The sequence below is a fragment of the Sphaerospermopsis sp. LEGE 00249 genome, from assembly GCF_014299995.1.
Taxonomy (GTDB): domain Bacteria; phylum Cyanobacteriota; class Cyanobacteriia; order Cyanobacteriales; family Nostocaceae; genus Sphaerospermopsis; species Sphaerospermopsis kisseleviana.
In genome coordinates this window covers 16,869-35,476 of record NZ_JACJUZ010000055.1, presented here as the reverse complement: position 1 = coordinate 35,476, position 18,608 = coordinate 16,869, and the positions used below count along the sequence as shown (strand labels likewise).

Annotated in this window: 17 protein-coding genes; 7 read left to right on the top strand and 10 right to left on the bottom strand. The window is 37.1% G+C overall.

Going from position 1 to position 18,608, the window contains the following annotated elements; genetic code table 11:
* Positions 1-157: 157 nt before the first annotated feature.
* A complete protein-coding gene (locus H5968_RS17745; RefSeq protein ID WP_187041021.1) occupies positions 158-742 on the bottom strand; it encodes a Uma2 family endonuclease in 585 nt (194 codons plus the stop codon).
* A gap of 65 nt (positions 743-807) precedes the next feature.
* Positions 808-1,746, bottom strand: a complete 939-nt coding sequence (locus H5968_RS17740) for a lysylphosphatidylglycerol synthase domain-containing protein (protein WP_187041020.1) — start codon at positions 1,744-1,746, stop codon at positions 808-810.
* Positions 1,747-2,133: 387 nt separating this feature from the next.
* Here H5968_RS17740 and H5968_RS17735 point away from each other — a divergent pair, with 387 nt between their 5' ends.
* Positions 2,134-2,724: a hypothetical protein gene (locus tag H5968_RS17735; protein WP_187041019.1), complete on the top strand. Its 591-nt coding sequence runs from the start codon at positions 2,134-2,136 to the stop codon at positions 2,722-2,724.
* 171 nt (positions 2,725-2,895) lie between these two features.
* Here the strand turns inward: H5968_RS17735 and larC are convergent, their stop codons facing one another.
* On the bottom strand, positions 2,896-4,197 hold the full coding sequence (larC, locus tag H5968_RS17730) for a nickel pincer cofactor biosynthesis protein LarC (protein ID WP_187041018.1): 1,302 nt from the start codon (positions 4,195-4,197) through the stop codon (positions 2,896-2,898).
* A 49-nt stretch (positions 4,198-4,246) separates the two neighbouring features.
* On the opposite strand from larC, the gene H5968_RS17725 reads away from it, so the two are divergent.
* The 4 genes from H5968_RS17725 to H5968_RS17710 all read left to right on the top strand — a co-directional run bounded on the left by H5968_RS17725 (position 4,247) and on the right by H5968_RS17710 (position 8,064).
* A complete protein-coding gene (locus H5968_RS17725; RefSeq protein ID WP_187041017.1) occupies positions 4,247-4,402 on the top strand; it encodes a hypothetical protein in 156 nt (51 codons plus the stop codon).
* Complete coding sequence (locus H5968_RS17720) at positions 4,351-5,010, top strand: L-threonylcarbamoyladenylate synthase (protein WP_187041016.1); 660 nt, start codon at positions 4,351-4,353, stop codon at positions 5,008-5,010. The genes H5968_RS17725 and H5968_RS17720 overlap by 52 nt, the downstream gene beginning before the upstream one ends.
* Before the next feature lie 381 nt (positions 5,011-5,391).
* Entirely contained in the window at positions 5,392-6,609 is a 1,218-nt protein-coding gene (locus tag H5968_RS17715) for a HetZ-related protein (RefSeq protein ID WP_187041015.1), read from the top strand.
* Between the two features lie 477 nt (positions 6,610-7,086).
* Positions 7,087-8,064: a serine/threonine-protein kinase gene (locus H5968_RS17710; protein ID WP_187041014.1), complete on the top strand. Its 978-nt coding sequence runs from the start codon at positions 7,087-7,089 to the stop codon at positions 8,062-8,064.
* Positions 8,065-8,405: 341 nt separating this feature from the next.
* Here the strand turns inward: H5968_RS17710 and H5968_RS17705 are convergent, their stop codons facing one another.
* Positions 8,406-9,113: a Uma2 family endonuclease gene (locus tag H5968_RS17705; protein WP_187041013.1), complete on the bottom strand. Its 708-nt coding sequence runs from the start codon at positions 9,111-9,113 to the stop codon at positions 8,406-8,408.
* Between the two features lie 158 nt (positions 9,114-9,271).
* Between H5968_RS17705 and H5968_RS17700 the strand changes: the two genes are divergently transcribed.
* Both H5968_RS17700 and H5968_RS17695 read left to right on the top strand, forming a co-directional pair.
* Positions 9,272-9,538: a hypothetical protein gene (locus tag H5968_RS17700; protein ID WP_096570051.1), complete on the top strand. Its 267-nt coding sequence runs from the start codon at positions 9,272-9,274 to the stop codon at positions 9,536-9,538.
* Between the two features lie 352 nt (positions 9,539-9,890).
* Positions 9,891-12,065, top strand: a complete 2,175-nt coding sequence (locus H5968_RS17695) for a DEAD/DEAH box helicase (protein ID WP_187041012.1) — start codon at positions 9,891-9,893, stop codon at positions 12,063-12,065.
* Positions 12,066-12,649: 584 nt separating this feature from the next.
* Here the strand turns inward: H5968_RS17695 and H5968_RS17690 are convergent.
* From H5968_RS17690 to H5968_RS17665, 6 genes are all read right to left on the bottom strand, one after another.
* On the bottom strand, positions 12,650-13,360 hold the full coding sequence (locus H5968_RS17690; protein ID WP_187041011.1) for a Uma2 family endonuclease: 711 nt from the start codon (positions 13,358-13,360) through the stop codon (positions 12,650-12,652).
* 42 nt (positions 13,361-13,402) lie between these two features.
* Positions 13,403-13,795, bottom strand: a complete 393-nt coding sequence (locus H5968_RS17685; protein ID WP_187041010.1) for a type II toxin-antitoxin system VapC family toxin — start codon at positions 13,793-13,795, stop codon at positions 13,403-13,405.
* Positions 13,795-14,019 (bottom strand): ribbon-helix-helix protein, CopG family, encoded by a 225-nt coding sequence (locus H5968_RS17680; RefSeq protein ID WP_187041009.1) that lies wholly within the window; start codon positions 14,017-14,019, stop codon positions 13,795-13,797. The genes H5968_RS17685 and H5968_RS17680 overlap by 1 nt, the downstream gene beginning before the upstream one ends.
* Before the next feature lie 525 nt (positions 14,020-14,544).
* Positions 14,545-15,120: a Uma2 family endonuclease gene (locus H5968_RS17675; RefSeq protein ID WP_187041008.1), complete on the bottom strand. Its 576-nt coding sequence runs from the start codon at positions 15,118-15,120 to the stop codon at positions 14,545-14,547.
* 239 nt (positions 15,121-15,359) lie between these two features.
* Positions 15,360-17,603 carry an FdhF/YdeP family oxidoreductase gene (locus H5968_RS17670; protein WP_187041007.1) on the bottom strand — a complete coding sequence of 748 codons (2,244 nt, stop codon included), beginning with the start codon at positions 17,601-17,603 and terminating at the stop codon, positions 15,360-15,362.
* Positions 17,604-17,705: 102 nt separating this feature from the next.
* Positions 17,706-18,605 carry a S1 RNA-binding domain-containing protein gene (locus H5968_RS17665; RefSeq protein WP_187041006.1) on the bottom strand — a complete coding sequence of 300 codons (900 nt, stop codon included), beginning with the start codon at positions 18,603-18,605 and terminating at the stop codon, positions 17,706-17,708.
* Positions 18,606-18,608: the final 3 nt, after the last annotated feature.

The window sequence follows — 18,608 nt, the reverse complement described above, 5'->3', positions numbered from 1 at the left end:
ATAGATAGGGATCTAAACGCTGCAATTAATTTATCGCGTCTGGCTAAGGCGTGAAAGTCTACTGAGGGATAACTGCTCCCATGCTCCCGTTGAAGTAGAAAGTAAAGTCTAGTTTTGTCTAGGTTTTATATAGCAGTAAAAGTATAGAATAAAAGCATTATTCCCCATTCTCTGGTTCAAGATTTAAACCGCGATAGATTTGTTCAAGGGGAAAGTTAAGATTAATGCTTTTAAGTTGGATGGTGTCACCTGGTTTGTAGTTAATAATTAACCAGTCTCCAGCCTCGTTTTTATGATAAAGGTCAATTTCTAGGCTGGTGGAACTGACTAGAAGATAATCTATTAAAGCTGGGTTATTTTGATACATTCTAAATTTACCACCTCTGTCATAGGCTTCGGTACTTTTGGAAAGAACTTCAACTATTAAGCAGGGGTAGGTAATATATTGCATATTGGTTTTGTCCCGTTCGTCGCAAGTGACGCTGGCATCTGGGTAGGTGTAGTTAGTAGTACCTAAGATATTAACTTTGAGGTCTGAGTTACCTGTTATGCAACTACTAGCGTCTAAATGGGTATCAAACATAGTCGTAAATCTAATGGCAATGCGGCTATGATTAACGCTACCGCCACTCATAGCGTAAACTTGGCCATTGATATATTCGTGTTTTTCCAGTTGGGTGAGTTCCCAGGTCAGGTACTCTTCTGGGGTGAGGTGGGGGGTTTTGTCTTTAGCAGCGATCATTTTTTTGGTAATTGGTAATACTTTTATTATAATTTTCTGTTCCTTGTTTCCCAATCACCAATCACCTAGCTAGAAAGACGTTCATCCAGGGAAGCCAAAGCAGCACCAGCGGTTTCAGCCAAAATGCTAATGAGACGATAGAGAGCGATCGCACTGATTACCAAAGCAGCGGGAAAACGATGTTGTAAAAGAGCGATCGCTGTAGCTTCAAACACCCCCAAACCACCAGGCGCACCGGGAACAACCAAACCCAAAACCCAAGCAAAACTAAAAGCCCCGAATAATAAAGGAATTTGGCTTAATTTTACAGAAAATAAAGCATACATAGTTAAAACAAACCCAGTTCCCCGTAATCCTAAAAAAATCAATTCACCCAACAAAGGAAGCAGAGGATAGCATTTCAGACCTAAACCATTAATAGACTGATTTTCTGATGTAGAATTTTGATTTTTTTGATTTTTTAACCGATATAAAAAGCGAATTATGGGATTTAAAACCAAAGGATGAACAGCACCCAGCAGCACAACTAAACTGAGAAATTGCAAAATTTGTACCCAAATATTAGTGTTATTAACTGCCAATTGACTACCAAACAAAACAACAGTCATTAAAGCCGCAGTAGCCATGAGTAAAGGTTCTAATAAAACGCTTAAAGTTGCAGTAACAGTAGAAATATTAGCATTTTTAGCCGCCAAGATCCGCCCGTAATAATGCCAAACATTGCCAGGTAAATACTTAGCAATATTCGTTTTTAAATAAACTTGAATAAATTCAAAAGTTGAAACAGATTGATTAAACTCTTTTAATATCCAAGTCCAGATCCAACCAGCCCAAGTATGTGCCAGTAAAGTTACACCAGTAGCAATTGTTAAAATTGCCCATCCGGCAGCATCTATACGGATAGAACTCACTTCTAGCCAATTATCCTTTAAAGCTTTCCCTAAAAAAAATAGCGTTCCCCCGAAAATGAACCAGCGTAAAGCGTTTTTCACAACTTTTTTCATTATTTGTAGAATTTAAGCATTAAATGGAGCAAGATCATTATATTAAATAATATCTCCCTATAGTTAGATAAAATCAAAAATTAATCACCACTAAAATGTCACCTAAGCTAGAGGTAGAGTTGATTTAAAAATCCTTAGAATAATATCAGGTTTTCCATGTAAATAAATCAAACCTAAATAAATCAAACTCAAACTATGTAAGTATTCAGCAATCAGTAATCAGTAATCAGTAATAGTCAGTAGAAAAAGCTTCAGGATTTTTAAAATAAAAAGCAGATAAAGCAAGCAATAGACCTGAATTACAGAAAAATCCCGCAGTAAGTAAATAGACTTTTGTGATTCAGCTTTTATGCTTTTATGCAGTCGAAAAAATACAAGGAGGATAAGATGAAAAGGCTAACTAATTGGTTACAAAATCTGCGACCATTGAAAATTTTAAGCATATTTTTGGCGTTAACATTCCTATGTTTAGCACAAGCTTGTAATCGTCCTAATATAGCGGGACAACCGGCACAACCACCAAATGCAAGAAGATATGATCCGACAAAAGATTATCCTATTTCCAAATATCAAGGAGGAATGAACAACTTTAGTGATGTAGATCCCAGAGCAAGAGAAGCTGAAAAAGCAGCCAGATATAGAGCAGATCAACTCATAGAAAATGCTCAGAGAAATATTGAACGCAAGGGAATTGATAGCACTGATCAATATATTCGTAATTATCGAGAAGGAACACCTTTTGGTGAACGGGTGAAAAACTTAGGTGAAGATGTGGGAAGTTCAGCGGAAGAATTGCGAGAAGGAGTAACCAAGGGTACTCAAAGAGGAATGGAAAATCTTCAGGAAAATGTGGAAAGAGGAGTCAAAGACTTAACTAAAAATGTACAACGTGGAACTGAAGACATCGGTAGAAATATTCAACGTCGAGCAGAAGATACAGGAGAAGCAATAAACAGGACTTTACAAGAAGCGGATTGATATTAAGAAGAATACAGGAGTCAGGAGTCAGGAGTCAGGAGTCAGGAGTCAGGAGTCAGGAGTCAGGAGTCAGGAGTCAGGAGTCAAGAGTCAAGAGTCAGGAGTCAGGAGTCAGGAGTTCAAGGAGTCAGGACTCCTGACTTTTTACATTTTTGATTTTGTGTGATGTTGTTAATTGTGACTATACCAATTATGTAAAGCCAAACGTTGAATTTCCCGCCAAGGAATATTATGTTTTCGTGCTAAGTCTGCACAATCTTCATATTCTGGCTGCACATTGGTAATGACTTTTGCTGTTGCTTCTCCTTTCCAGGCAACTTTGACAGCGACTTTACCATAGGGGGTTTCTACCTGTTGTATTTCTCGTTGTAAAATACGGCGTTGTTGAGTTGTGCGACGAATCCCTAAAGTTGTAGTTTCACGAAATAAAATTTCTTCACAAATGGCTAAATTTTCTGGATGACAAATCACGGTTAATAAAAGTCCTGGACGTGATTTTTTCATCCCTATACTTTGAGTAAAGACATCCACCGCACCAGATGCAAATAAAGCATCAAAAATATAACCGATCGCTTGGGGATTTAAATCATCAATTTGGGTTTCTAAAACTGAAATAGGTTCTAAATGTGATTCTGAATGATGCTCTGCATGATGCTCTGCATGATGTTCTGAATGGTGATGAGTATTAGCAACATCTGTAACACTGGTTTGAAGATTTGAAATTTCACCAATCCACAGCCGTAGTATATTAGGGATGGGTAAATCAAGAGAACCTGCTCCCAATCCCACTTGTTTGAGGGTCATTGGTGGTGGTGAACCAAAACTTCTAGCTAAAGTAGTGGCGATCGCTGCCCCTGTGGGTGTCACCAGTTCTTTATCAATGCCGTTGCTATAAACTGGACAACTCCGCATTTCCCACAACTTCAAAACTGCGGGTACTGGTACTGGCATTTGTCCATGTGCCGCACGAACAATTCCCCCACCAGTGGGAAACGGTGAACAGTATATTAAAGGTAATCCTTCTTTATTTGTATTGATACCTAGCCAATCTAAACCCACGCAAGTCCCCACAATGTCCACAATCGCGTCTACAGCACCAACTTCATGGAAATGAACTTTCTCCGGTTCAATGCCATGAACTGCCCCTTCTGCCACTGCTAACTGGCGGAAAACGGCTAAACTCCAAGCTGTTGCCCGTGATGGTAGATTGGCTTTGACAATCATCTCTTCTATTTCTGGCAGGTGACGGCCATGATGATGGTGATGGTGATGTACTAGGTCTACATGAACCTTAGTTGCTTGTTGTGTTTGTCTGTGGACAAGTTCTGACCGTAACTGGTATTCCTGCTCAATTCCTAAACCATTGAGTTTTTCTATCAGATACTCTACGGGAACACCCAGACTTACCAAAGCACCCAGACACATATCACCGGATATTCCAGTGGGACATTGAAAATAAGCAATTTTATGCATAAATTATTTGGGTAATTGGTAATGGGTAATTGGTAATGGGTAATTGGTAATGGTAATACTATTCACATTACCAGTCACCAGTCACCAGTCACCAGTCACCAGTCACCAGTCACCAGTCACCAGTCACCAGTCACCAGTCCCTAATCCCCAGTCATGGCCAAGATTTTTGAAATTCATCCTGATAACCCTCAAAACCGCCGTATAGAGGATATAAAGTTGGCGCTTTCTAGTGGCGCTATCATGCTCTACCCTACTGATACAGTCTATGCCATTGGTTGTGATTTGAATGCTAAGTCGGCGGTGGAAAGAGTGAGACAAATTAAGCAGTTAGCCAATGATAAACCACTGACTTTTTTATGTCCTTCACTTTCTAATGTGTCTACTTATGCCTTCGTAAGTGATACAGCCTATCGGATTATGAAGCGTTTGATACCAGGTCCTTACACTTTTTTGCTACCTGCTACCAAGTTAGTACCGCGACTGGTGCAAAGTCCTAAGCGAAAAACAACAGGAATCCGCGTGCCAGATCATAGGGTATGTTTGGCATTGCTGGAAGCGTTAGGAAATCCGATTATTTCCACTTCGGCACATTTACCACACAATGACACAGATGATGAAATATTAGGAGTAGATTCTGAATCTATTCTGTCAAGGGTAGAGCTATTTGACCGTTTAGATAACTTGGTGGACATCATTATTGATACAGGTGAAGAACCTACGAATCAAGTGTCTACCATTTTAGACTTGACGGATGAAGAACCAATAATTACACGGAGGGGGTTAGGTTGGGAAGCAGCAGCAGCTTGGGTATAATAATTCAGCTTTACAGATTCCACCCTCTGTTTCGCAAATTGTGATAAATATACTTCAATTTTGAAATTGTCATACCATAGAACGCTGGGATCACGGAACAAGAGATGGCGGCAAATCTTAGCATTGCTAGGGTTTGAATCATTTTTAGCGTCTTCTCCATACCGATATCTCACCTTTAATCTGGTTGCTGATCAAAAAAGCGACACACTTGACAGGCCCCTTAACTTCTGAAATTTCCTACAGTCTTATATGTCAACAGTATTTGCGGCGAGTCTTGATAGATGTATAAAATGTATGTCACCAATATTCTCTGATGATGACTGGACTTAAGAACTGTGTCTGCGTTTTAGTTAAGGTGCAATACCAACTCCAGGAAAAGTCATGAAAGCTAACCTCGTTAATCTGCCAAATTCTACACCTGCTTTTGATAGTGATGTTTCAAATGAAGATTTATCAGGTACTAATTCTGAGACTTTAGTACAGCTTCTTTGTCAGGAAATGCAGTCTCAAGTCAAGGCTTCATCTGGATGTGTGCAAGCTGTAGCCCAACGCATCACCAAAGAAGTAGAACGGATATGTGATAAAAGTTCCCGCATTCAAACTTCTGGGCAAGTTAGGTCTTGGCAGATTACTTTAGCAAGACATCGTTTACAAAAGTGCTTGCGTTACCATCAATTAGGTTCACGACAAGGAAGGGTAGAGTTACATAGTAGTTTAGGTGCTATTGTTTATCGCCACGTTACTCTTGCTGGCTCAGAATTGGGTTTTGAAGCTCGTTATAATCTGATTGAGGATTTTCTCCAAGCTTTTTATATCGAAGCGATTAAAGCTTTTCGTCGGGAAAATGAATTAGCTGAAGATTATACTCCCCGGACTCAGTTACAATTAGCTGAGTATATGGCGTTTACGGAGCAGTATGCCAAACGTCGAATTAATTTACCTGGTGGTGCGAATCAACAGTTGATCGTGTTACGCGCTCAAGGTTTTGCTCGTCGTCAACCCCAGGAAACGACTGTTGATATTGAAATGGCGGTTGATTCTGCTAAAACTGAAGAAGCGGAATCTTATCAACGTAATTTAGCGGTGCAGCAGATTAGATCCCAGATGGTTGCTAAACCTAGTTTTGATCCTTCTGAGGAATCAGAACGCGATCGCGTAATTACTGAGTTGATGAAATATCTGGAGTCTCAAGGTCAATCTGACTGTATGAATTATTTGTCTTTGAAACTTCAAGATTTGTCTGCACCAGAAATTGACCAAATTTTAGGTTTAACCAGTCGTCAGCGTGATTATTTGCAACAAAGATTTAAATATCATGTTGAGAAGTTTGCTAAACAGCATCATTGGCAATTAGTACATCAATGGTTGGGTGCTGGTTTAGAACATAAGTTGGGTTTGTCTTCTCAACAATGGGAAGTGTTCTGGAATCAATTGACTGAACAACAACAGCAAATTTTTAACTTAAAAACTGCAAAGGAAAGTGATCAGGCGATCGCTAAGGCTGTACAATGCACTCCCAAGCAGCTACAAAAACGCTGGACTCAAATGTTAGAATTAGCTTGGGCTATCCGCAACGGTAATGTTGAAGTTAAGGCCTGATCATTCTCTGGTGAAATTGTTACATTTATCTGCATACCTAGCCACCTTATACACCTGTTTCTACAAAATAACATTCTCCTCTATTTCTCCCCCATCACGGGAGAATTAGAGAAGTAGTTATCACCATTAAAAATTAAGAAAAATCAAAAAAAATTCAGATCCCTGACTTCTTTTATAAGAACAAAGGCTGAAAACCCTTGAGGTTAAGTTTTGGAGCGTGGCGTAAAAACTTAACCGTCCTTTAGGCAAGGGATGAAAGCCAGTTGAGGTATTTACGCCTCACAAGAAATTATCGTTTATTCACAGAAATCGGGGATCTTACCCCTGAATCATTACCGTAAAAATACTTAATAAATCAACCAAGGTAAATTTCACCAATCATAGCATATTTGGTATAGTATAGATTAAGTAAAATTTCTTAATCTTTGCTGATGCTGAAGATGAAGAAGGGGATCATCTCTGTGATGGTGGTGCTATATGAATAATATTGGTGGAAAATATCAACTGCTGAAAATTTTAGGAAGTGGTAATTTTGGGACAACTTATTTAGCAGTGGATCAGTATGGAAAAAACTACGCGGTTAAACAATTGACATTTTCTAGCAATGAGCCAAATAAAATAGCGATCGCTCAACGCAAGTTTAATGATGAGAAAGAAATTTTACAAAAGTTGCATCATCAACAAATTCCTGATTTTGTAGATTATATCGCAGAAAATCAACAATATTACTTAGTACAACAATATATTCATGGTGAAACATTAAGGGAAAAACTGCATGAAGCTAAAAATTTGAGTATTGAAAAATCTCAAAAAATTCTCCTAGATATCTTAAAAATACTCGATTATATTCACAAAAAAGGTATTATCCATCGTGATATTAAACCTGATAATATTATGATAGATCATAATGACAAGTTATTTTTAATAGATTTTGGTGCAGTCAAAGCAGAAAATCCCAATGATACAAAATTACAAACACCAGGTACTAATATATTTTCCCGTGGATATGCACCCATAGAACAAATGAGAGGTTATCCAGAAAAAAATAGTGATATTTATGCACTGGGAATGACAATAATTGAATTAATTACGGGATTAAAACCTGAAAAATTAACTGATACTTGGTATAGGGATATTAATATTACCGATGATTTAAAAGAGATTTTATGTAAAATGATTGATGAATATCAAGATACCAGATATCAATCAGCGCAGGAAATAATTAAAGACTTACAAAAACCCCCATCTGTACAGAAAACAATACCTTTATCAAATGGAAAAATAAATAATTCATCTGTGATTATTTCTAGTCGTTCAGGAACAGATATGATTTTATTTGGGGTGATGTTCACATTAATTTCTATCCTGATTTTTCATACTGCAATGTTACCAGGTATGAACAAACAAAATGAGCAAATTCCTGGAACTACGGGAAAATTTATTAAATCAGAATAGAAATGGAATAGATACCAGTGATCAGATCCCCGACTTCTTTTACTATCCTATAAATAAAATGTAGATTGATCGCAGAAGTCGGGGATCTGGGGATATATAACTACTAATTAGGGTTTGCTGAATAAACCTAAAACCTTGATATATCAAAGGTTAGAGGCTGATAAACACAGAAATTAGTGCAAGGGTTTTGAAGGGTATACTGGAAAAAGTGTGCATTTTTTGGGATTTCAAGAGATGGCAAAGAAATTTTCAAATCTCCTCCTGACTCCTGACTCCTGACTCCTGACTCCTGACTCCTGACTCCTATGCCCTCACGGAAAGACTTTCTCAGCAAACCCTAATTAAATATCATCTGGGTTAACTCCTAATTCTCGTAATTTCTGCGCTAACTTTTCCGCTTTTAATCTTTCCTGATCTGCACGTTGTTTTTCTTGTTGTGCAAACTCTTCAGGAGTTAGCAACCTTTCACCTTGTTGATTATACCAGTATAACCATTCTCTATTTCTCCCTAAATAAGTACCCCTTTCTCTTCCTAAAGCTAAACCAATTTCTGGCATCCATAACTGCCCTTGAGGTTGTAAAATATATTGATGATTTTCTAATTTATAAATCTCCAAAGGTTGACGTTTTCGCCGACCTTGACGATTAGGGACATAAATTGCATAATATAAAATTCCTAACTTTGCATAGTCAATTTTCTTTCTTTCATATTCACCCCCGTAGGTTTTAGACACAACTTCTAAAGCAAAAATCGGGGGAATATTATCTTCTTCCCACAGTACATAACTTAACCTTCCTTCCTCACCAATAAAACGTTCTACACCCAAACTCAAAAAACCATCAGCAACTAAAGGTGGTTTACTTGGTGCATAGTAAATACCCATATCCACACCAAAAAACCAATCATTTCTATTTTGCCAAACTAAAGCTAAAATTGCTTCTAATAAATTAGGAATTAGGTTTTGTAATTCGTTATCCACTGGAGTATCATCAGAGTCAGGAAGTTCCGCAGAAGATGGAAGACATTGACGCAAATCGTAATTTAACATAATCGTCTTCACTATAACTATAATATGTTGATTTTAACATAAATAAAGTAAAAATAAAAATGAAAATAAAAAATATAACAAAACAAATAGATGTGAGTGTAGAGTATTTATGTTATAATCATTAACAATAAAAAATAATAACTTGAGGATTTTTCAGAATGACTACTCTTAACAATATCAATTTACCCGATGAATTATATCAACAAATAGTAAAACTAGCTAAGGCTGAACATAACTCTATAGAATCTCAAATTGTACTACTTTTACAAACAGCATTAGAAATAGAACAACAGCAAATAGAATCAGGAAGATGTACTAAAATTTTGAAATTATTAGAAGAAACCCAAAATATTCGTCGTTCAAATCCAGCAGATTTTAAGTTGCGAGATAGTACAGAAATGATTAGAGAAGATAGAGATAGATGACGAATACTTTCAAATTTGGGTGTTGCTGATTTTGGGGATGAAAACAATATTGCATATATTCAAACTCCTTGTAGAGACGTTCCATGGAACGTCTCTACACACAAAAAACATCCCGCATTTATGCAATGCCCAAATTTGTACTAGATACCAGTGTATGCATCAACCTATGTTCTGACTATGTTCTGATCAATATTGTACTGACAGTAACTTACACAAATTCACATTTTTTTGAGAAAACCCGTAAATTTATAGTTAAAAATACTGAAACCCCCATATCCGTATAATCTCACTGTTCACAAGCTATAGATAGTGTTAGCTTAACAGTATTAACCATCTTATACAGGCAAAACAAATGGCTGTAGGCATCGAAGAACAGGGTAGCAAATTTATCACTACCGAAGCTATAAAAAATCAAGACGGAGAGCAGAAAGTATGGGATGCTGTACGGGGTGCATTTGCAGATAGAAACTGCATTGGATATTGGCGGTATCCTATTTTTTTCAAAGTAGGAGAAACCAGAAAAGAACCGGATATATTAATAGTTGATCGAGAATTTGGAGTATTAGTCATTGCTGTTCAATCTCTAAATATTGACCAGATTACTAATATTAACAGGCAAACTTGGCAATTGCAAAATAGTGACGTTACCGAAATCAATCCCTATCAAATTGTAGAACATCAACTGCGATCAATCATATCCTATAGTGATAGAGAAGCTGCACTTTGGAGAAAAATTAACGGTAGAGCGATCATTGCTTTACCGCATATTACATCACAACAATGGCAAGAAAAAGGTTTTCATGAATTACCCGATATTCCGCCAATTATTTTTCAAGATCAATTAGGTAAAGCTGGTTTAATAGAACGCATTAACCAAGCTAATATTATCATTCCCGGTGAAAATATCGAAGATAAAAATTGGGAATTATTACTTTCGGTAGTTGGCGGTACTCCTGTATTGCGTAAACCTCCCCGTGAACGAGTTGCAACTATAGGAAAAACCCGTTCTGCTGTTATTGACAGTTTACGAGAAAAACTCTATGAAATAGATTTACAACAGGAACATATCGGTAAAGAAATTCCTCCCGGTCCCCAACGTATTCGCGGTATTGCAGGTTCAGGAAAAACAGTTTTACTCTGTCAAAAAGCCGCAAGTATGCACTTGAAACATCCAGATTGGGATATTGCCTTAGTATTTTTTACCCGTTCCTTATATGATTTAATGATTGGTTTATTGGATCAATGGATACGGCGTTTTAGTTGTGGAGAAATGCACTATGATCCCAAAACAAATTTAAAATTACAGGTACTTCATGCTTGGGGTGCAAAAGAACAACCTGGTTTATACAGTACCATTTGTGAATATCACGGAAAAAGACCGGGAACAGTCCAGAATACTAAGGAAAGACAACCAAACCGGGGATTAATAGATTTAAGTAAACGACTTTTAGAAGAAATCAAAATTGAACCAATGTTTGATGCAATTTTGATAGATGAAGGTCAAGATTTAGTAGCAGATGATGATTTAAAATATGAAGATAAACAAGCAATTTATTGGTTAGCTTATCAAGCATTAAAACCAGTAAGTGAAGATAAAACCGAAGAAAAAAGATTAATTTGGGCTTATGATGAAGCGCAAAGTTTAGATAGTTTAGTAGTTCCCAAAGCTAAGGAAGTTTTTGGGGAAAAATTAAGTAATTTATTGAATAAACAACCTCTATATTCTGGAGGTATTAAACGTTCTGAAGTAATGCGTCGTTGTTATCGCACACCCGGGCAAATTTTAACTGCTGCTCATGCAATGGGAATGGGTTTATTACGTCCTGAAGGAATGTTAACAGGAATTACAAATAAAGAAGATTGGCATAGAATTGGTTATGAAGTAAAAGGAGATTTTCGCCGAGTTGGTCAACCAGTTACTATTACTAGAAAACCTGAATTTTCACCAAACCCTATTCCTGAACTGTGGGGAGAACCGGTTTTAGAATTTGAAACTTTTTCTTCTCATGAAGCAGAAATGACTGCTTTATCAGAAAAGATAATGCACAATATTGTCCATGATGGACTTAACCCCAGTCGGGATATTTTGGTTTTAGTTTTAGGTTCACCTTTGGAAGTAATGGAGTTAGAAACATCTGTTGCAAGTTTTTTAATGGAACAGGACATTGATGTTTATATTCCCACCGCTTTAAAATTAAATGATTTAGTTCCCCAATATCCCAATAATGATCCTGATAAATTTTGGTGTGATGGTGGGGTGACGGTTTCTCGTATTACTCGCGCAAAAGGCCATGAAGCAGATATGGTTTATGTGGTGGGTTTTGATCACGTTGCACGGAATGAAAGTGATGTAAGTTTTCGTAACCAGTTGTTTGTTGCGTTAACGAGGGCGCGGGGTTGGGCAAATTTAAGTGGTGTAGGTAATTATCCCATGTATGATGAGATGCGGAAAGTCATTGCTAGTGGTGAGAGTTTTACCTTTGCTTATAAGCGTCCACCTAAGCGGGATATTGGGGATGGGGATTAATATTTTATAAGACAGGGAATGGATGACAGGGATAGATGACAGGGAATAAATTCCCTGTCTAAAAGCTGCTATATAAAACCTAGACAAAACTAGACTTTACTTTCTACTTCAACGGGAGCATGGGAGCAGTTATCCCTCAGTAGACTTTCACGCCTTAGCCAGACGCGATTGTGTTCCAATTAAGTTTCTGAAAAAGACTACCACCATCATTGCTTGGTTTTCGCGTCGGCAATAGTCTCAATTCAATACTTGATATCACCGTATTATATATCAAGTAGTTGATTTTTTCCTAAAAATATATTGATTTTTGTCAATACAAGTATAGTTTTGTCTATGAAATTGTCAACTTAGGACTTGCTCAAGTCGGTTTTAACCGACTATTTTTATTTTATTTCTCTGCTTTCTCTGCGTCTGAAGTGGTTCGTTTGTCTTTATTTCTTATTCCCATATAAGCCAATCATGATGATAGCAGTTTGCTGTTATTGGATTAATCTCAATATTAAAAATGATATTTAACCGGAGTCAGAGACTCCTGATAGCATTCCCAGTCTGGAGACTGGGAACGAGATCATATAAAATATTGATTAAATACTATCAGGATCTACACCCAAAGCTCTCAATCTTTCTGCTAATAATTGAGCGCGTTGTTCAGCATTTTCAGCCCGTTGTTTTTCCTGTTTTGCTCTTTCATCACCAGTCATTAAAACATTATCATCTTGATCACACCAACGTAACCAAGTATCATTCCTACCTTCAAATTCTCCCTCCCATAAAGTTAAACCTAAACCAATTTCTTCTAACCAATTATTTGTAGTTTCTACATATCGTCTGGCTTTGAGACTATAAACTCTTAAAACTTTGTCTCCTAAGTTTAGATTAGGATCATAGACGACATAATGATAAACCCGCATTTTTTCATAAATTTTTAGCTTTTTATCTAATTCCTCACCATCTTGATTAGAAACTATTTCTATCACTACTTCTGGGGTTTTACCAAATTTCCAAACCAGATAACAACGATTTTGTTTTTCCCACCAATTTTGCGGTGTTTCTACATCAAAACTCACAAATACATCGGGAACTATGGCAGGTTCACCATAGGTATGGTAAACACCAACATTAGCTTCAGCTAAAAAAACCTGATTTTGCAAAGCACTGTAAAGAGAACCGACTAATAAACGTTGTTGTTTGGCAGATGCGAGATTATCCACTGGTGTATCATCTTCTGTAACTAGCAAATTGGCATCTGGTACGTCGCAATTATCAATATCCTTGATTAAAAGTTGCTCAACCATGATTTTATCCACTATTTGAGGACTCTATTAACTGATCCTAACTTATTCCAACAAGAGAACGTAATGGCCAAATTTATTTGCTAGTTTTTGATCATAGGTTAATACCTGAGTATCAGATTGAATTGCTGCTGCTACAAATAACGTATCATAGAAAGAATGACTTGATTCCACTGCTAGTTTTAAAGCAATATCCCGAATTTGAGAACTGGAAATTATCACATCAACTAATGCCTCAGCATCCAGGATGGAATCTAAACCTATTTGTAATGGTAATTGTCGAAATTGTATCCATTGCCAAATCACATTACCCAACTCAGCAAACAACGAATCAGGTACGATAATTTGATCTACAGATTCTAAAGCAGCGATCGCCTGTTCATACTTGTCCTCTACGCGCAAGAGGGCATAAGCAAATACCATCGTATCAATCACCATCAGAGTCTTCCTTCTGACTTCCAAGACTGTACCCGGCTTTCCGCTTCCATTGGTAACACTTCCACCCGTTGACGAATACGAGTAAGCACTTCATCTCTTTGCCCATAGCGTTTTTGCAACAAATCGCGGACTTCTTGCTCCATAGAAACCCCTTTTTGTGCTGCTAAACGTTTAATGCGCTCCACTAACTCATCAGAGATATTGCGAATAGTAATTGTTGCCATAAATACTCCTTTGGTCGTGCTAGTCTACTACCCGATCATGATCTTGATGATAGCACTTTGCTGGCATTCGATTAATTTAAATTGTGATAGTTACCAAGTTTTTGTGGCAAATATTACTTTATATATTTAACCAAAAAAGTATTTCAGACAGAATCCGACTTGATCCGACCTGAAGATCCGACTTTTCCGACTGTCACACAGCAGAAAATGTTGGTAGTTTTAGGTACGAATGGCAAATACTACTCTAGTCAATAATTGAACCAATAAAACTAGGACTTACGCAAGATGTGACTTAAAACCTTATTCTTGTGTAGGGGTAATTCATGAATTACCCCTACTTTCGTTCCCTTTTACGTAAGTCCTGAAAACATTAAAGCAAAGAGATATTACCATTAGGAACATATCAATTAATAGTTAATGGTAAACCTGCTGAACCTAATACAGTGACAATAAATGCAGATGATCCAACTTTAAAAGAGTTAAATTTAAAATTACCTTGATAAAAAATTACCTTACAAATAAATGTTAATAACAATCTAAATTCAAAATAAGTCCAGGTAATATGTCTTCACCTAATAACTCAGTGGGCAAATTTCGTAATTCTACATCTTTTCCTAAACGATAAATTTCTACCTGTTGCTGTTGAGGATTGATCAACCATCCTAATTTTACCCCTGCATCCATATATTCTTGCATTTTATAACGCAGAGTTTCTATATTATCTGTTGCTGATCTTAATTCAATCACAAAATCTGGTGCAATGGGAGGAAACTTGCGTTTTTGTTCCGGGGTTAATGCTTCCCAATGTTCTTTTTTAATCCAAGCAGCATCAGGAGAGCGATCGCCCCCATTTGGTAATTTGAATATAGTCGAAGAACTAAAAGTATAACCCAATTTTGTTTGACGATTCCAGAAAACTAAATCGGCAATCATTTCTGCTTCTCGATTCCCGCTTTCTCCCCCCACTGGTGGCATAATAATTAAATCTCCTTTTGCTGTGCGTTCAAATTTTAAATCACTGTTTTTTTGACATAGTTGATAAAATTGATCATCGGTAAGATCAACACTATTTAAGTTTAATGTCAAAGTATTAGTAACCATACAAATAACCCGTTTGTGTATCATCTTCTGTAACTAGGGTTGGCATCCGGTATATCACAATGATCAATATCCTGGATTAAAACTTGCTCAACCATAGTTTTCTCTACTTTATTAACTATTGATAGAGTTTATAAGATTATAACAGGTGACAGAAATAAAAGTCTAGAAATTGTTTATTTCTCTGCGTTCTCTGCGCCTCTGCGTGAGAAATAAAAAGTCTAGAAACTGAGAACGAGATTTTATTGATAAACAAAAACCGGAACTCTTTTATATGCAGGTGTGCCACTTTTCGGATCAATTTTCCCCTTAAATAATATATTTGCTTCAGGATAAAACATAAAAGCCGCCCCTTCACGAATTGCACCACAAATAATTTCTATATCCTCTAATTCTCCCCCATTTCCTTTAACCTTCACTCGTTGATGTGGGTGAAATCCTGCTTTTTTAATATCCAAATTATTCATCAAAATACAATGACGATGGGGCATATTTCTATATTTATCTTCTTGTTTATAAACTACGGTGTTATGCTGTCCATAACTTCGCCCTGTTCCTAATATCAATACAATTCCTGGCTGATTTTCTGCAAATCCAAAATCTGATTTTTTAGGTGTTAATAATTGGGGTAAGGGTGTTACAAACATCTGGGCTTTACCATCAGGGGTTTTAAATTTCGGTTCTGCAAAAATTCGCCCTGCAATGGTAAATTCTTCTTTGTTTTTATCAATTTCTCCTATTTTTTGATAACCAGGTATAGTTTTAGCAATTAGTTCTCTAATATAAACAGTATCTTGTAGTTTTCGCCAATTAATTGGATTTTCCCCATGTAGACGATAGGCAATTTCTGTGATCAATTCTATTTCGGAAATCAAATGAGAATTATGGGGTTGTAAATGACTTTTACCTTCATCATTTAACCTCACAAAATTATTACCTGATTCTGTTGTGGTTTTATGGGGATTTTCAAAACGATTGAAAACTGGTAATATTAAAGTCTGGGTTTTTCCTAATCCGTGAAAATGTCCTAAGTTGGGTTTGGTAGATACATAAAATATGGTTTCTATTTGCGATAATGCTTGTTTTGCTTGTTGTAAATCAGGGTTTGCTGCATACAAATTACCACCTAAACAAAAGAGAGTATCTACTTGACTATTTTCTGCTGCTGCTATTAAATCACGGGTATGATAACCAGGTGTTTCGCTGAGAGGTTTTCCTAATAATTTTGATAGTGCTTGTTTGATTTCTTCTTGCAAGTGAATAGTTACACCCATTGATCCAAATCCTTGGACGTTTGAATGTCCTCTAATGGGCATTGTTCCTGATCCAATTTTACCCGCGTTTCCTGTAATTAAGGCGGTATTTGCTATACTTAATATGTTATCAACTCCGTTTTCTTGTTGGGTTACACCCATCGCCCAAGCAAAAACTACTTTTGATGATTTACCGATTAAAGAAGCGGTAGCGGTGATTTCTTCATAAGATAAACCGCAAGTTTGGGTGATATTTTCCCAGGTTGTGTTATTTGCATATTCTACAATTTCTGCCCAGTTTGTTGTATAGGATTGCAGATATTCTCTGTTAACTAAATTCTGCTCAATTAATGATTTTTGTAACCCTACAAATAAGGCTACATCACTACCGGGAATGGGTTGTAAATATAAGGTTGAGATATCTGAACCACCTGTGAGTAATGATTTGATGGGAAATGCAGGGGAGGCAAATTTAACTAAACCGATTTCTATTTGGGGGTTAATAATAATTACTTTACCACCTCTTTCCCGCAATTTGATTAATTCGTTCATTAATCTGGGGTGGTTTGCTGGTGCGTTAGAACCTATTAATACTACACAATCACTGTGTTTGAGGTTCTCTAAACTTACCATTGATGTACCTGAACCGAAAACTTTTTTTAAGCCTACTGTTGAGGGGGCGTGACATAAATCGGAACAGTCGGCTAGATTGTTACTACCTAGCGATCGCATTAACAATTGTAATAAATAAGCAGCTTCATTTGATGAACGTCCAGAACTATAACTAGCGATTCTTTCTGGTGTTATACTAAAAGCTTGTGCTGCAATTTGATAAACTTCTTCCCAGCTAATGCGTTGATAATGGGAAGATCCGAATCTGAGAATCAGAGGATAAGTTAATCTACCTAAGCGATCGCATTCTTGAGAAGTCAGTTTTTGTAATTCATTAATATTATATTGTTGCCAAAATTCTGGTTTTATTCCTGGTTGCAATTCGGCTGATATAGCCTCTACACTTTTAGCACAACGTTGTAAATATTCTCCCCCTTCATTAACAAAACCCCCTTTTTGTCCACCCGTACCCCACGCACAGGATAAACAGGCGCTTTTATGATTCAGGGTTTGCCATAATTTTAACCCTTGGGGTGTTAATGTTTGTTCTACCCAGTATTGAATCACTGGTAAACCACCGCCTGATGATAGCTGAGACTTGCTTTCAGGTAATTTATCCATAAGGAGATCAAGGAGTTGGGAGTTGGGAGTTGGGAGTTGGGAGTTGGGAGTCAGGAGATTAACGATAATTTCACCAATCACCCATCACCCATCACCCATGACCTATTCTGCTTTATTCGCTGCTCTGTTAGCACGAGCTTCTGCGGAGTTCATGACTTCTGCCATATTTTCTACAACTTCACCGGGGTAGTTTTCTAATACTCTAGTAGAAATAGCAACTCGACCTTTACCTTCATCTAAGTCAATAATTACAGCTTTAACTTGCTGACCTATTTGAAAGACTTTTTCTAAAGAGTCAATAAATTTTTGGCTGACTTGTTTAATGTGAAGTAAGGCGCTAACACCATCTAAATCTACAAATACACCAAAAGGCTTGATACCTGTAACTTTGCCTTCGACTAATTGACCAATTTCTAATAAACTAAAGTTGCTAGAACGAGCCGCTAAACGTTGGGAAAGAATCAGTTTTTTGTTATTGCGGTCTACTTCTAAAAAACCAGCGGTGAGAGTTTGACCTTTAAGTGCTTCTAAATTATCACGTTCGGCTAGATGCGATCGCGGAATAAAACCCCGCAGAGAAAGAACTTCAACGTTAACACCACCTTTATTGACACCGATTACCCGCACTGGTACTGTTTGGGAACTTTCCTGCATTTGGGCTAATTTTTCCCAAATGTGCTGAATTTCCAACTGCTTGCGAGAAAGAGTAACTTGACCTTCCGCATCTTGTTCCCGGATAATCAAAAACTCTAGTTCCTCATTCATCGGTAACACTTCCGATAAATCAGTTACTGCTCTCAACGAAGCCTCATCGCGGGGTAGAAAAGCAGACGACTTACCACCAACATCAACATAAGCACCATCATGGTCAAGTTGAAACACCTTACCATGTACAACCTGTCCTTTTTGAAATTGGTAATCGTGTTTTTCCAGTGCTTTAGCAAAATCGTCCATTGAAAAAGACGAGTTGGCTGTTTGAGAAAGTTTTGATTCGGAATTCATGTT

Excerpts from the sequence above, each read along its gene's own strand:
- H5968_RS17720 (WP_187041016.1), top strand. The coding sequence starts at position 4,351 with ATGGCCAAGATTTTTGAAATTCATCCTGATAACCCTCAAAACCGCCGT.
- H5968_RS17665 (WP_187041006.1), bottom strand. The coding sequence starts at position 18,605 with ATGAATTCCGAATCAAAACTTTCTCAAACAGCCAACTCGTCTTTTTCA.
- H5968_RS17735 (WP_187041019.1), top strand. The coding sequence starts at position 2,134 with ATGAAAAGGCTAACTAATTGGTTACAAAATCTGCGACCATTGAAAATT.
- H5968_RS17700 (WP_096570051.1), top strand. The coding sequence starts at position 9,272 with ATGACTACTCTTAACAATATCAATTTACCCGATGAATTATATCAACAA.
- H5968_RS17725 (WP_187041017.1), top strand. The coding sequence starts at position 4,247 with ATGGTAATACTATTCACATTACCAGTCACCAGTCACCAGTCACCAGTC.
- H5968_RS17690 (WP_187041011.1), bottom strand. The coding sequence starts at position 13,360 with ATGGTTGAGCAACTTTTAATCAAGGATATTGATAATTGCGACGTACCA.
- H5968_RS17685 (WP_187041010.1), bottom strand. The coding sequence starts at position 13,795 with ATGGTGATTGATACGATGGTATTTGCTTATGCCCTCTTGCGCGTAGAG.
- H5968_RS17705 (WP_187041013.1), bottom strand. The coding sequence starts at position 9,113 with ATGTTAAATTACGATTTGCGTCAATGTCTTCCATCTTCTGCGGAACTT.
- H5968_RS17710 (WP_187041014.1), top strand. The coding sequence starts at position 7,087 with ATGAATAATATTGGTGGAAAATATCAACTGCTGAAAATTTTAGGAAGT.
- H5968_RS17670 (WP_187041007.1), bottom strand. The coding sequence starts at position 17,603 with ATGGATAAATTACCTGAAAGCAAGTCTCAGCTATCATCAGGCGGTGGT.
- larC (WP_187041018.1), bottom strand. The coding sequence starts at position 4,197 with ATGCATAAAATTGCTTATTTTCAATGTCCCACTGGAATATCCGGTGAT.
- H5968_RS17695 (WP_187041012.1), top strand. The coding sequence starts at position 9,891 with ATGGCTGTAGGCATCGAAGAACAGGGTAGCAAATTTATCACTACCGAA.
- H5968_RS17680 (WP_187041009.1), bottom strand. The coding sequence starts at position 14,019 with ATGGCAACAATTACTATTCGCAATATCTCTGATGAGTTAGTGGAGCGC.
- H5968_RS17675 (WP_187041008.1), bottom strand. The coding sequence starts at position 15,120 with ATGGTTACTAATACTTTGACATTAAACTTAAATAGTGTTGATCTTACC.
- H5968_RS17740 (WP_187041020.1), bottom strand. The coding sequence starts at position 1,746 with ATGAAAAAAGTTGTGAAAAACGCTTTACGCTGGTTCATTTTCGGGGGA.
- H5968_RS17745 (WP_187041021.1), bottom strand. The coding sequence starts at position 742 with ATGATCGCTGCTAAAGACAAAACCCCCCACCTCACCCCAGAAGAGTAC.
- H5968_RS17715 (WP_187041015.1), top strand. The coding sequence starts at position 5,392 with ATGAAAGCTAACCTCGTTAATCTGCCAAATTCTACACCTGCTTTTGAT.